The 12,570-nt window shown below is 69.1% G+C and carries 10 protein-coding genes; 7 read left to right on the top strand and 3 right to left on the bottom strand.

Translation table 11 applies throughout. From position 1 onward, the window contains the following. Positions 1 to 145: 145 nt before the first annotated feature. The 7 genes from ABWV53_RS12390 (at position 146) to ABWV53_RS12360 (ending at position 8,909) form a co-directional block, all read left to right on the top strand. On the top strand, positions 146 to 1,342 hold the full coding sequence (locus ABWV53_RS12390; protein ID WP_353366265.1) for a porin: 1,197 nt from the start codon (positions 146 to 148) through the stop codon (positions 1,340 to 1,342). A 494-nt stretch (positions 1,343 to 1,836) separates the two neighbouring features. Beyond that, a complete protein-coding gene (locus ABWV53_RS12385) occupies positions 1,837 to 2,817 on the top strand; it encodes an ABC transporter permease (RefSeq protein WP_353366263.1) in 981 nt (326 codons plus the stop codon). 1 nt (position 2,818) lies between these two features. Next, on the top strand, positions 2,819 to 4,066 hold the full coding sequence (locus tag ABWV53_RS12380) for a M20 aminoacylase family protein (RefSeq protein WP_353366261.1): 1,248 nt from the start codon (positions 2,819 to 2,821) through the stop codon (positions 4,064 to 4,066). A 44-nt stretch (positions 4,067 to 4,110) separates the two neighbouring features. Next, on the top strand, positions 4,111 to 5,682 hold the full coding sequence (locus tag ABWV53_RS12375) for an ABC transporter substrate-binding protein (RefSeq protein WP_353366259.1): 1,572 nt from the start codon (positions 4,111 to 4,113) through the stop codon (positions 5,680 to 5,682). A 120-nt stretch (positions 5,683 to 5,802) separates the two neighbouring features. Beyond that, positions 5,803 to 6,720: an ABC transporter permease gene (locus ABWV53_RS12370; RefSeq protein ID WP_353366257.1), complete on the top strand. Its 918-nt coding sequence runs from the start codon at positions 5,803 to 5,805 to the stop codon at positions 6,718 to 6,720. 117 nt (positions 6,721 to 6,837) lie between these two features. Beyond that, on the top strand, positions 6,838 to 7,845 hold the full coding sequence (locus ABWV53_RS12365) for an ABC transporter ATP-binding protein (RefSeq protein WP_353366255.1): 1,008 nt from the start codon (positions 6,838 to 6,840) through the stop codon (positions 7,843 to 7,845). Next, positions 7,842 to 8,909, top strand: a complete 1,068-nt coding sequence (locus ABWV53_RS12360) for an ABC transporter ATP-binding protein (RefSeq protein WP_353366253.1) — start codon at positions 7,842 to 7,844, stop codon at positions 8,907 to 8,909. Before ABWV53_RS12365 ends, ABWV53_RS12360 begins: the two co-directional genes overlap by 4 nt. A 95-nt stretch (positions 8,910 to 9,004) precedes the next feature. On the opposite strand, the gene ABWV53_RS12355 is transcribed toward ABWV53_RS12360, so the two are convergent. The 3 genes from ABWV53_RS12355 to zwf form a co-directional block, all read right to left on the bottom strand. After that, positions 9,005 to 9,442, bottom strand: coding sequence for a DoxX family protein (locus ABWV53_RS12355; RefSeq protein ID WP_353366251.1), 438 nt, complete (start codon positions 9,440 to 9,442; stop codon positions 9,005 to 9,007). Positions 9,443 to 9,897: 455 nt separating this feature from the next. Then, positions 9,898 to 10,743, bottom strand: coding sequence for a MurR/RpiR family transcriptional regulator (locus ABWV53_RS12350; RefSeq protein WP_353366249.1), 846 nt, complete (start codon positions 10,741 to 10,743; stop codon positions 9,898 to 9,900). A gap of 174 nt (positions 10,744 to 10,917) precedes the next feature. Continuing rightward, positions 10,918 to 12,387, bottom strand: a complete 1,470-nt coding sequence (gene zwf, locus ABWV53_RS12345) for a glucose-6-phosphate dehydrogenase (RefSeq protein ID WP_353366247.1) — start codon at positions 12,385 to 12,387, stop codon at positions 10,918 to 10,920. Between the last annotated feature and the right edge of the window lie 183 nt (positions 12,388 to 12,570).

Below are 12,570 nucleotides of genomic sequence, written 5' to 3'. Positions count from 1 at the left end.
GCGTTCACGCAGCGGTTTTTTTTTGTCACATAGGCAACAGGAATGTAGGGAAAACGACTGTGGCTGCGTAGCCAACGGCTCTTTCGACGGGAAGCGTTGATTTCTAGAATGAAATTTCCTTCATCCCTGCAGAAAGAGACAACACATGCGTACTTCGTCTGTGAAAAAAATGGCGGCAATGACCGCCGTGGCAGCAGTGGCCCCCTTCGCGTTCGCACAGCAGGCCGCCACCAGCAGCGTACAGCTGTACGGCATCGTGGACGTGGCGTACCGGCACACCAACAACGAGGGTGCCAGCGCCAACGACTCGCTGAGCCAGCTGGTCGGCGGCGGCATGTCGCAGAGCCGCTGGGGCATCAACGTGAATGAAGAGCTGGGCGGCGGGCTCAAAGCCATCGCTAACCTCGAGAACCGCTTCGGCGCCGACACCGGCACGCCGACCACGCCGTACTTCCAGCAGTCGTGGGTGGGACTGCAGGGCGGTTTCGGCCGCGTCACGCTGGGGCGCCAATACAACATGCTGTTCGACCTGGTGACCTCCACCTATGCGTCGTTCCCTTATTCGCCCTACATGGAAGCCTACAAGCCCGAGCTGGGCATGGCCATGGGCGCGCGTGCCAACAACGCCATCAAGTACATGGCCGAAGTGGGTGGCCTGCGCGGCGCACTGCAGTATTCGTTCGACGAGGGCAACACCGTCGACCAGCTCGGCACCTCGGTCAACCCCGCAGGTGCGATCCGCACGGCAGGCGGCTACCTGCGTTACGCCACCGGCGGCTGGGCCGGCGGTGTGGGCTACCTGAACACCCGCCTGCCCGGCGGCACCAAGGTGGATGCCTGGACGGCCGGCGGCTCCTACCGCACCGGCCCCTGGTACCTGAACCTGGGCTACGGCCTGAACAAGCGCCAGGACGACTATCCGCTGAGCGCTTCCGGCGTGGTGGACAGCGCCCTGATGGGGGCCTACTGGTCGGGCTCTTCCAACGGCGGCTTCCTGCCCGGCGCGTCCGTCAACCCTGCCGCCCCCGCCACGCTGCTGGCGCTGCGCAACCATGCCGACAAGCGCCAGATGTACAAGGCAGGCTTCGGCTACCAGGCCACGCCGCAGCTCAACGTGGGCCTGCATTATTTCCATGCCCGCCAGAGCGGTTCCGCCTCGGGCGCATACAACGGCAAGGCCAACTTCCTGGTGTCCGTGCTGGACTATGCGCTCTCCAAGCGCACCGATGCGTACTTCGCGCTCGACCACACGCGGGTGAGCGGCGGCGCCGGCATGGCGCTGGACGCCAACGGCGCCCGCAACCGCACGGGCATCACCGTAGGGATGCGTCACCGTTTCTGATGGAGGGGGCGGCCCGGCGGCAGCAGCTGCCACCTCGGCCGCCGCTCCATCCGCGGTGCGCCGTGTCCGGCATGCGTGGCCGTGCCGACCAGCCGACGGCCCTTCTCGGGCGGTCGGCTTTGTTTTTGCAGCCCTCGCCTGCGCGACGGCCCGCACCCGGCAGTCCGCGGCCCGTCGCAGCAGGTGCAGCAGGTGCAGCAGGCGCAGGGCGCCACCTGCGCGCTGGCATCGGCCTTGCTCTGATCCGCTCGCACCGCACCATCGGGTGCGACGCCGCACCATCGGCGGGATTCGGCTGCAGCCGGGCCGATACCTTGCCTCGCGGCGGCGTGCCCCCTGCCGCCAGGCCGTTCTCCCTTCGTTCATTCCGTTCGTCGCTGCAGAGCCCAGCCCGCCTGCCGATTACCTCGCCCTCCACCCCCAGGCAACGCAGGCCAACGTCCGATTCCGGCCGGCTCCCTGCTAGCATGCCCCGTCCAACTCCGGTTCTCTGAATGCTCGCCTTTATCCTGCGCCGCCTCATCCAGGCTGTGATCGTGATGGTCACCGTGGCCTTCATCTCGTTCATGCTGTTCCAGTACGTCGGCGACCCGGTCGTGTTCCTGCTGGGGCAGGACGCAACGGCCGAGCAGATCCGCGACATGCGCGCCTCGCTCGGCCTGGACAAGCCGTTCATCGTGCAGTTCTGGCACTTCCTGGTGAACGCCGCCCAGGGCGAATTCGGGCTCAGCCTGCGGCAGGGCGCCAAGGTCTCGCGGCTGATCGCCGAGCGCTTCCCGGCCACGCTGGAGCTGGCGCTGGTCGCCGCGCTGATGGCCCTGTTGATCGGCGTGCCCATGGGCGTCTATGCCGCGCTGCGCCGGGGCACCTTCACCAGCCAGCTCTTCATGACGCTGTCGCTGCTGGGCGTGTCGCTGCCCACCTTTCTGATCGGCATCCTGCTGATCCTGGTGTTCGCCGTGCACCTGGGCTGGTTCCCCAGCTTCGGGCGGGGCGACGTCACGCAGCTCGGCTGGTGGAGCACCGGCCTGCTGACGGCCAAGGGCTGGCACCACATCGTGCTGCCGGCGGTGACGCTCGCCATCTACCAGCTCACGCTCATCATGCGGCTGGTACGCGCCGAAATGCTCGAGGTGCTGCGCGCCGACTACATCAAGTTCGCCCGCGCGCGCGGCCTCACCGACCGCGCCATCCACTTCGGCCACGCGCTCAAGAACACGCTCGTGCCCGTGATGACCATCACCGGCCTGCAGCTGGGCGGCCTGATCGCCTTCGCCATCATCACCGAGACGGTGTTCCAGTGGCCGGGCATGGGCCTCTTGTTCATCCAGGCCGTCACCTTCGCCGACATTCCCGTCATGGCCGCCTACCTCTGCCTGATCGCGCTGATCTTCGTGGTCATCAACCTGGTGGTGGACCTGCTGTATTTCGTGGTCGACCCGCGCCTGCGCGTCGGCAAGGCCGGAGGGCATTGAGATGAATCCGCCCGTCACCACCCCCACGCTGGCCCAGCCCCCGCGCCTGAAGGCCGGCGGCCGCGCCTTCGCGCAGATCGCGCAGTTCCACCCCGAACTCACCGCCTTCCGCCGCGATCTCCATGCGCACCCCGAACTGGGCTTCGAGGAGGTCTACACCGGCGCGCGGGTGAAGGAGGCGCTCAAGGTGTGCGGCGTCGACGAGATCCACGACGGCATCGGGCGTACCGGCATCGTCGCCGTCATTCGCGGCCAGGGGCGGGGCAGCGGCAGCATGGTGGGCCTGCGCGCCGACATGGATGCCCTGCCGATGGCCGAGCAGGGAGAGGTGCCCTGGCGTTCGTGCAAGCCCGGCCTGATGCACGGCTGCGGCCACGACGGCCACACCGCCATGCTGGTGGGCGCGGCGCGCTACCTGGCGGCCACGCGCAACTTCGACGGCACGGCCGTGCTGATCTTCCAGCCCGGCGAGGAAGGCTTCGGCGGCGCGCGGGTGATGATCGAGGACGGCCTGTTCGAGCGCTTCCCGGTGCAGTCCGTCTTCGCGATGCACAACTGGCCGGCCATGAAGCCCGGCACGGTGGGCATCAACGACGGCGCCATGATGGCGGCGGCCGACCGAATCACCATCGAGATCAGCGGCCGCGGCGGCCACGGCGCGCATGCCTACCAGACCGTGGACGTCGTGCTGGTGGCGGCGCACATCATCACGGCGGTGCAGGGCATCGTCTCGCGCAACGTGCGGCCGCTCGACAGCGCCGTCATCAGCCTCTGCGCCGTGCAGGCGGGCGACCTGGGCGCCTTCAGCGTGCTGCCCGGCACCGCCACGCTGGTGGGCACCGTGCGCAGCTTCGACCCCGCCGTGCAGGAGATGGTCGAGCGGCGCATCCAGGAGCTGTGCGGCGCCATCGCCCTGGGCTTCGGCGCCACGGCCACCGTGCGCTACGAGCGCATCTACCCGGCCACCATCAACACCGCCAGCCACGCCGTCTTCGCGGGTGACGTGGCGCAGAGCCTGGTCGGCGCCGACAACGTGGTGCGCGACCTGGAGCCCAGCATGGGCGCCGAGGACTTCTCCTTCATGCTGCAGAGCCGCCCGGGCGCCTACCTGCGCATCGGCCAGGGCATGGGGCCGGGCAACAGCGCGCTGCACAACAGCCGCTACGACTTCAACGACGACATCCTGCCGCTGGGCGCCGCGCTGCACGCCAGCCTGATCGAGCAGGCGATGCCGCTGGCCACGCTGTGAGGAGCTGCATGCCTTCCACCACACGGGTTCCACGCATGCATTTCATGCAAAAACTGGCTCTGGCGACCATCCTGATGGGGCTTATAGCTATTCATTCGATAGCATCGGCGCAAACGATTCGCGTGGCCAACCAGGGCGACGCGACGTCGCTGGACCCGCACTCGCTCAACGAGTCGCTGCAGCTCAGCCTGCTCGGCAACGTCTACGAGCCGCTGATCACCCGCAACCGCGACCTGAGCCTGGCGCCGGCCCTCGCCACCGCCTGGCGGCAGACCGCGCCCACCGTCTGGCGCTTCGAGCTGCGCCAAGGCGTGCGCTTTCACGACGGCACGCCGTTCACGGCCGACGACGTGGTGTTCTCGCTGGCCCGCACCCGGCTGGACGGCTCCGACATGAAGAGCCACACCAACTACGTCAAGGAAGCGCGGAAGCTCGACGAGCACACGGTGGAGATCGAGACCACCGTGCCGTTCCCCGTGCTGCCCGACGTGCTCACCATGGTCTACATGATGAGCCGGCAGTGGTGCGAGACCCAGCATGCCCAGGCGCCGGCCGACCGCCGCAGCGGCGCGGAGAACGCGGCCTCGTTCCAGGCCAACGGCACAGGCCCTTTTCGCGTGCGCGACCGCCAGCCCGGCGTGCGCACCGTGTTCGCGCGCCACACCGACTACTGGGCGCCCCTCGATGGCAGCCCGGCCGAGGTCATCTTCACGCCCATCGGCAGCGACGCCACGCGGGTCGCCGCGCTGCTATCGGGCCAGGTGGACGTGATGGAGCCGGTGCCGGTGCAGGACCTGGCCCGCGTCAACGCCGGCCCCGGCACCCGCGCCGTGACGGGCCCCGAGCTGCGCACCATCTTCCTCGGCATGGACCAGCAGCGAAGCGAGTTGCTCCATGCCAGCGTGAAAGGCAAGAATCCGTTCAAGGACGTGCGCGTGCGCCGGGCCTTCTACCAGGCCATCGACATCGACGCCATCCAGAAGGTGGTGATGCGCGGCGCCTCCAACCCGTCGGCGCTGCTGGTGGGCCCGGGCGTGAACGGCTTCCAGCCCGACATCAAGCGCCTGCCCTACGACGCGCGCGCCGCCCAGCGGCTGATGAACGAGGCGGGCTACGGCAGCGGCTTCGAGATCACGCTCGACTGCCCGAGCGACCGCTACGTGAACGACGCGCTCATCTGCCAGGCCGTGGCCGCCAACCTCGCGCGCATCCAGGTCAAGGTGCGGCTGCAGGCCGAACCCAAGGCCACCTATTTCCCGAAGGTGCTGCGCCGCGACACCAGCTTCTACCTGCTGGGCTGGACGCCCGCCACCTACGACGCCCACAACGCCATGAACGCGCTCATGGCCTGCGTGGACGGCAAGGGCGCCGGCCAGTACAACCTGGGCAGCTACTGCAACCCCCGGGTGGACGAGCTCACGCGCCGCGTGCTGACCGAGCAGGACAAGGACCGCCGCAACGCCATGATCCGCGAAGCCTTCCAGCTGCATGCCGCCGACGTGGGCCACATCCCGCTGCACCAGCAGGCACTGGCCTGGGGCGTGTCCACCAAGGCCAGCGCGGTGCAACTGGCGGACAACGCCATGCCGTTCAAATGGATGAGCATCAGCCCATGACGACCTGACACGCGCCCCGACGCCGCCGGCTGGGCGCCCCCGGGCGTAGCGCCAGCCCCCGGGCGCCGCGTCCGGCCCGCGACTCCCGCTTCTTCTCCAGAATTTCCCGAGAGCCCCACGATGAAGACAACCCTGTTCCGCTGGTACGACAGCGACGTCGGCCACAGTTTCCGCACCTCGCCGGTGGCCATCGGCGCGGCGCTGGTCGCGCTGGTGTGCGTGATCTGCGCCGTGTTCGCCGCCTGGGTGGCGCCGCACAACCCGTTCGACCTGACCACGCTGGAGCTGTCCGACGCGCGCCTGCCGCCGGGCTGGAGCACGGAAGGCGGCGGCACCTGGAAGTACCCGCTGGGCACCGACGACCAGGGCCGCGACATCCTCTCGGCGGTGATCTACGGCGCCCGCATCTCGCTCATCGTCGGCTTCGCCTCGGTGATCCTGTCGGTGGTGGTGGGCGTGGCGCTGGGCCTGCTGGCCGGCTTCAAGGGCGGCTGGATCGACGGGCTGCTGATGCGCCTGTGCGACGTGATGCTCTCGTTCCCGGCCATCCTGGTCGCGCTGCTGATCGCGGGCGTCGGCCGGGCGGTGTTCCCGAACGCGGGCGAATCCATGGCCTTCGGCGTGCTGATCCTGTCCATCTCGCTCACCGGCTGGGTGCAGTACGCCCGCACGGTGCGCGGCTCCACCCTGGTCGAGCGCAACAAGGAATACGTGCAGGCCGCGCGGGTCACGGGCGTGTCGTCCCTGTCGATCATGCGTCGCCACGTGCTGCCCAACGTGCTGGGGCCGGTCATGGTGCTGGCCACCATCCAGGTGGCGACGGCCATCATCACCGAGGCCACGCTCTCGTTCCTGGGCGTGGGCGCGCCGCCCACCTCGCCCTCGCTGGGCACGCTGATCCGCATCGGCAACGACTACCTCTTTTCCGGCGAATGGTGGATCACCGTGTTCCCGGGCGTGATGCTGGTGCTGATCGCCATCTCGGTGAACCTGCTGGGCGACTGGCTGCGCGATGCGCTCAATCCCCGGCTGCGCTGAGCGCCCCCGGGCGCCAGAAATTCGAATCAAATCGGCCGCAAACGCTTGATGCATAAGCGCATGCAGCTATAAAAAAAAGAGCAACCATGATGAATCCGCAATCCGAAGGACGGCCCGATGTCGCTGCTTGAAGTCCAGAACCTCGTCGTCGAATTCCCGAACCGCCGCGGCACGCTGCGTGCGCTGGACGACATCTCCTTTTCCATCGCGCCGGGCGAGATCCTGGGCGTGGTGGGCGAGTCGGGCGCCGGCAAGTCGCTCACGGGCGGCTCCATCATCGGCCTGCTGGAGCCGCCGGGGCGCATCGCGTCGGGCCAGATCCTGCTCGAAGGCGAGCGCATCGACAACCTGCCGGCGCACAAGATGCGGCAGGTGCGCGGCCGCCGCATCGGCGCCATCTTCCAGGACCCGCTCACCTCGCTGAATCCGCTCTACACCGTGGGCCAGCAGCTGGTCGAAACCATCCGCACCCATCTGCCCATGGGCGCGGCCGAGGCCCGCCAGCGCGCCATCGACCTGCTCAAGGACACCGGCATCCCGGCGGCCGAGCAGCGCGTCGACCACTACCCGCACCAGTTCTCCGGCGGCATGCGCCAGCGCGTGGTCATCGCCCTGGCGCTGGCGGCGTCGCCCCAGCTCATCGTGGCCGACGAGCCCACCACGGCGCTCGACGTCTCCATCCAGGCGCAGATCATCCAGCTGCTGAAGAACATCTGCCGCTCGCGCGGCGCCGCCGTGATGCTCATCACCCACGACATGGGCGTGATCGCCGAGACCTGCGACCGCGTGGCCGTCATGTACGCCGGCCGCATCGCCGAGATCGGGCCGGTGCACCAGGTCATCAACCACCCGGCGCACCCCTACACCGCGGGCCTGATGGCCTCCATTCCCGACATGGCGCAGGACCGCGAGCGCCTGAACCAGATCGACGGCGCCATGCCGCGCCTGAACGCCATTCCCAAGGGCTGCGCCTACAACCCGCGCTGCCCGCACACCTTCGACCGCTGCCGCACCGAGCGGCCCGAGCTGATGCCCGCGGGGGCCACGCGCGCCGCCTGCTGGCTGCACGACCCCGCCTCGGCCGCCGAGGCCGCTGCCGTTCGCCTGCAAGGAGCCGCCGCATGACCACGCCCACCGCAAACCACGCCGCCCAGCCCACCCCGCAGCCCACCACGCAGCCACTCGTGCGCGCCCACGACCTGGCCCGCACCTTCGACGTGTCGGCCCCCTGGCTCAACCGCGTGCTGGAGCGCAAGCCGCGCACCCTGCTGCACGCGGTCGATGGCGTCAGCTTCGAGATCGAGCGCGGCAAGACGCTGGCGCTGGTGGGCGAATCGGGCTGCGGCAAGAGCACCGTCGCCCGGCTGCTGGTGGGCCTGTACGAGCCCACGCGGGGCGGCTTCACCTTCGACGGGCAGGACGCGCACGCCGCCTTCGAGGGCCGTGACGCACGCGCCATGCGCCGCCGCATCCAGATGATCTTCCAGGACCCGTATGCCAGCCTGAACCCGCGCTGGCTGGTGGAAGACATCATCGGCGAGCCGCTGCGCGAGCACGGCCTGATCACCGACAAGGCCCAGCTCAAGACCCGCGTGGGCGAGCTGCTGCAGTCCGTGGGCCTGTCGTCGCTGGACATGGTCAAGTACCCGCACCAGTTCTCGGGCGGCCAGCGCCAGCGCATCTCCATCGCCCGGGCGCTGGCCACCGAGCCGGAATTCCTGGTGTGCGACGAGCCCACCTCGGCGCTCGACGTCTCGGTGCAGGCGCAGGTGCTCAACATCATGAAGGACCTGCAGCGCGAGCGGCAGCTCACGTACCTCTTCATCAGCCACAACCTGGCCGTGGTGCGCCACGTGGCCGACCAGGTCGGCGTGATGTACCTGGGCCGGCTGGTGGAGGTGGCGGACAAGCGGCAACTCTTTGCCGTGCCGCGCCACCCCTACACCCGCATGCTGCTGGACGCGATCCCGAAGATGCACGACACCGGCCGCGCCCGCACGCCGGTGCAGGGCGAGGTGCCCAACCCTTTGAACCCGCCGGCCGGCTGCGCCTTCAACCCGCGCTGCCCCTACGCCAACGACCGCTGCCGCACCGAGCGGCCCGCGCTCATGGAGCAGGGCGGCACCCGCGTGGCCTGCCATGGGGTCGAAGAGGGCCGCATTCCGCTGGCGGAGCTGGCGGCCGCCTGACCATCTTTTGCCGGCAGTTACACGTGTTTTCCGGCTCTGGCGCCGATGAATCAAGCGCCGGGTGCTACTGATTCAGTAGCAAGAGCGGCAGGCGCTCAGTTGAAGCGGCCGTACGCGCCGCCCACGCTATAGCGCCCCGCGCCCAGCAGCATCACTGCCAGCGCGCCGAACAGGTACAGGCCCTGCAGCTCCAGCGCCCAGCCGCCCTGCTTGGTCAGCGCGAACAGGTCGGCCATGTGCACCAGGCCGAAGGCCACCAGCATGTTGACCACGATGATGGCCGCGCCCGCCCGGGTGAAGAGCCCCAGGATGAGCAGCACCGGCGCCACGATCTCGCCGACGTAGACGCCGTAGGCCAGCACGCTGGGCAGGCCGGCCTTCTCCAGCATGCCGGCGATGAAGCCCACGCCCGCCTGCAGCTTGTAGATGCCGTGCAGCAGCACCAGCACGCCGATGGCCAGGCGCAGCACCAGCTTGCCGGCATCGTCGGTCGACGGCACGGGGGCGACGGGGGGGACACGGGTTGCGTTCATGGAAAACCTCTCGATGGATGGGGTGGAAAGCCGTGGTGGATGGACCGTGCGCCCTGTGGCGCGCCGGATCGGAAGTGTGCGCAGGCCGGTGCGAGCCGTCTGTGCGCCAGCGCACACCGCGCAGTATGTGGCGCGCGGAGCCCATCGGCCAGTCCACCCCTTCGCCGGGAGGCTGTCGAAGCGCCTCAGAACGTGTTTACGATCTCCCAGGGGTCGCGCAGCGGTATGGGCGGGTGGGGTGAAAGGCGCGGTGCGCAGTGAATAGCGTGGCTATTCACAAGCGCCGCAACGCCGCAGACCGCCCGCCCACACCGCTGCCCTTCGGGTTGGAGCGAAATCGGGCGATTGGAGGCTCCGGCTGCTTGCATGGACATGAGTCCATGCGGCGCATCCGGAGCATCCACTCATCCCGATTGCGCTCCAACGCGATCCCCTGCGAGATCGTCAACACGTTCTCAGGTGTACCGCTTGGCCCGCAGGTTGTCCTTCATCTGCTGCAGCCCGCGCTGCAGTGGCTCGCCGATGCGCAGCGCCACGCAGGTGGCCAGCACGTCGATGATGAGCAGGTGCAAAAGGCGGGACACCATGGGGCTGTAGCGGTCGTAGCCCTCCGGGTGGTCGGCCGCCAGGTGGATGGCGCAGGCCTGGGCCAGGGGCGAGCCGCTGGCGGTGATGGCGATGGTGGTCGCGCCGTTCTTGCGGGCGATGTCGGCCGCGTCCATCAGGTCGCGCGTGCGGCCCGAGTTGGAGACGATGATCAGGCAGTCGCCCGGGCCCAGCAGCGTGGCGCTCATCACCTGCATGTGGCCGTCGCTGGTGCTGATGCTGGTGATGCCGAGGCGAAAGAACTTGTGCTGCGCGTCCTGCGCGACGATGCCGGAGTTGCCCACGCCATAGATCTCGATGCGGTGCCCGGTCTTCCAGGTCGCCGCGATGGCGTCCACCGCCCGCTCGATGGCGCCGTTGGTGGCGGCATTGCGGTACTGCAGGAAGGCCGCCACCGCGTTGTCCACCACCTTGACCAGCACGTCGCCGGTCTTGTCGTCGGCGTCCACGCTGCGGTGGATGAAGGGCACGCCCTCGCTCACGCTGCCGGCCAGCTTGAGCTTGAAGTCGGCCAGTCCGTCGTAGCCCATGCTGCGGCAAAAGCGCACCACGGTCGGCTTGCTCACCCCGGCCCGCGCCGCGAGCTCGCGCACCGGCAGGCGGGCGAAGGCGCGCGCGTCCTGCAGCACCAGCGCGGCCACGCGCTGCTCGGCCGGCGCCAGCGAGGGCAGGGAGGCGGTGATTCGCTCAAGCATGGCGGGGTCCTTTCATGGCGAAGCCGTTCCCGCGCTGCTGGAAACCGACGCGGCCCTGACTGTCAGCAAGGCCGCGGAGCAGGCCACGCCAGCAGACGCCGTGGAACTGGCTTTGCCAGGCCACGGGCGTCGTCCCCCAGCGGGGGAAGGCGCCGCAGGCGACACAGGTGGGGCTCAAGCTTCCTCGATCCAGCTGTGGCCGTCGCGCGCCACCATGGCGCTGGCGGCGGCCGGGCCCCAGGTGCCGGCGGCGTACGGGCGCGGGCCTTCGCTTGCGTCCTGCCAGGCCTGCATGATGGGCTCGACCCAGCGCCAGGCGGCTTCCTGCTCGTCGGCACGCACGAAGAGGTTCAGGCGGCCGGCGATCACGTCCAGCAGCAGGCGTTCGTAGGCGCCCACCCGCTCGGTGCCGAAGCGCTGCTCGAAGTCCAGGTCCAGGTGCACCGGGGCCAGCGACTGGGCGTCGGCCCCGCCGCGTGTGCCGCGCTTGTCCTGGCCGGCGGCGAACAGGTGCAGCGCCACGCCATCGCGCGGCTGCAGGTGGATCACCAGCCGGTTGGCCGTGCCCAGCGGCGTGCGGTAGATGGGGTGCGGCGTGGCGCGGAAGTTGATGGCGATGTGCGCCTCGTGCGCGGCCAGCCGCTTGCCGGTGCGGATGTAGAAGGGCACGCCGGCCCAGCGCCAGTTGGCGATCTCGGTGCGCAGGGCGACGAAGGTCTCGGTGCGGCTGTCGGGCGGCACGCCGGCCTCTTCGGCGTAGCCGGGCACGCGCTCGCCGCCGGTGCTGCCGGCGGTGTACTGCCCACGGATCACGTCGCGCGACAGGGTGGCGGGCGTCCAGGGCACCAGCGAATGCAGCACCTTGAGCTTCTCGTCGCGGATGGCGTCGGCCGTGGCGTTGATGGGCGGCTCCATGGCGATGGCGCACAGCAGCTGTAGCGCATGGTTCTGCACCATGTCGCGCAGCGCGCCGGTGCCGTCGTAGAAGGCGCCGCGCTTTTCCACGCCCAGCTTCTCGGCCATGGTGATCTCGATGCTGGCCACCATCTCGCGGCGCCAGAGCGGCTCGAACAGCACGTTGCCGAAGCGCAGCGCCAGCAGGTTCTGCACGGCTGGCTTGCCCAGGTAGTGGTCGATGCGGAAGATCTGCTCTTCGCGGAACACGCGGCGCACGGCGGCGTTGATGGCGCGGTTCGACTCGAGGTCGTGGCCCAGCGGCTTTTCCAGCACCACCCGCGTCTTCGGCGTGGCCAGGCCCGCCGCGCCCAGCTGCTCGCAGGCGGTGGTGAAGAGGCTGGGCGCGGTGGCCAGATACATCACCACGGTGTCGGCATTGCGCTCGTGCAGGCGGGCGGCCAGTCGGGCGTAGTCCTCGGCCTTGGACAAGTCCACCCGCTGGTACTGCAACAGCGCGGCGAAGCGCTCGAACTCCTCGGCCGTGGGGCGCTTTTCCTGGATCACGGCGTCGAAGCGGCTGGCGATGAGCTCGCGGTAGGCCGCGTCGGTCATCTCGTCGCGCGCCACGCCGATGATGCGGCCGCCCTCGGGCAGCGAGCCGTGGCGGAAGGCCTGGAAGAGGGCGGGAAGCAACTTGCGCCATGCGAGGTCGCCCGTGCCGCCGAACAGAACCAGATCGAAACTCATCGTGCGGTGACTTTCCTGACTGAAAAACGAAGGAATGAAGCGAAGGGGGCCTGAAAATCTGGCGGTATGTTACCGAGTTTCATGGATGCGGTCATTCCCGACACGGGCAGGGTGCACCAGCGTCTTACACTGGCCGGTTGATGCACCGCAGGGCGCGGAAAGCCCCCCGCCCGGCCCTTCCAT

This window comes from Acidovorax sp. FG27, assembly GCF_040365715.1.
In the GTDB taxonomy this organism is placed as follows: Bacteria; Pseudomonadota; Gammaproteobacteria; order Burkholderiales; family Burkholderiaceae_C; genus Paracidovorax.
This window is presented reverse-complemented; position numbering and strand designations above follow the sequence as displayed.

What these genes read in the sequence shown, in the direction of transcription:
- ABWV53_RS12390 (WP_353366265.1), top strand. Translation starts at nt 146, where the DNA reads ATGCGTACTTCGTCTGTGAAAAAAATGGCGGCAATGACCGCCGTGGCA.
- ABWV53_RS12385 (WP_353366263.1), top strand. Translation starts at nt 1,837, where the DNA reads ATGCTCGCCTTTATCCTGCGCCGCCTCATCCAGGCTGTGATCGTGATG.
- ABWV53_RS12380 (WP_353366261.1), top strand. Translation starts at nt 2,819, where the DNA reads ATGAATCCGCCCGTCACCACCCCCACGCTGGCCCAGCCCCCGCGCCTG.
- ABWV53_RS12375 (WP_353366259.1), top strand. Translation starts at nt 4,111, where the DNA reads ATGCAAAAACTGGCTCTGGCGACCATCCTGATGGGGCTTATAGCTATT.
- ABWV53_RS12370 (WP_353366257.1), top strand. Translation starts at nt 5,803, where the DNA reads ATGAAGACAACCCTGTTCCGCTGGTACGACAGCGACGTCGGCCACAGT.
- ABWV53_RS12365 (WP_353366255.1), top strand. Translation starts at nt 6,838, where the DNA reads ATGTCGCTGCTTGAAGTCCAGAACCTCGTCGTCGAATTCCCGAACCGC.
- ABWV53_RS12360 (WP_353366253.1), top strand. Translation starts at nt 7,842, where the DNA reads ATGACCACGCCCACCGCAAACCACGCCGCCCAGCCCACCCCGCAGCCC.
- ABWV53_RS12355 (WP_353366251.1), bottom strand. Translation starts at nt 9,442, where the DNA reads ATGAACGCAACCCGTGTCCCCCCCGTCGCCCCCGTGCCGTCGACCGAC.
- ABWV53_RS12350 (WP_353366249.1), bottom strand. Translation starts at nt 10,743, where the DNA reads ATGCTTGAGCGAATCACCGCCTCCCTGCCCTCGCTGGCGCCGGCCGAG.
- zwf (WP_353366247.1), bottom strand. Translation starts at nt 12,387, where the DNA reads ATGAGTTTCGATCTGGTTCTGTTCGGCGGCACGGGCGACCTCGCATGG.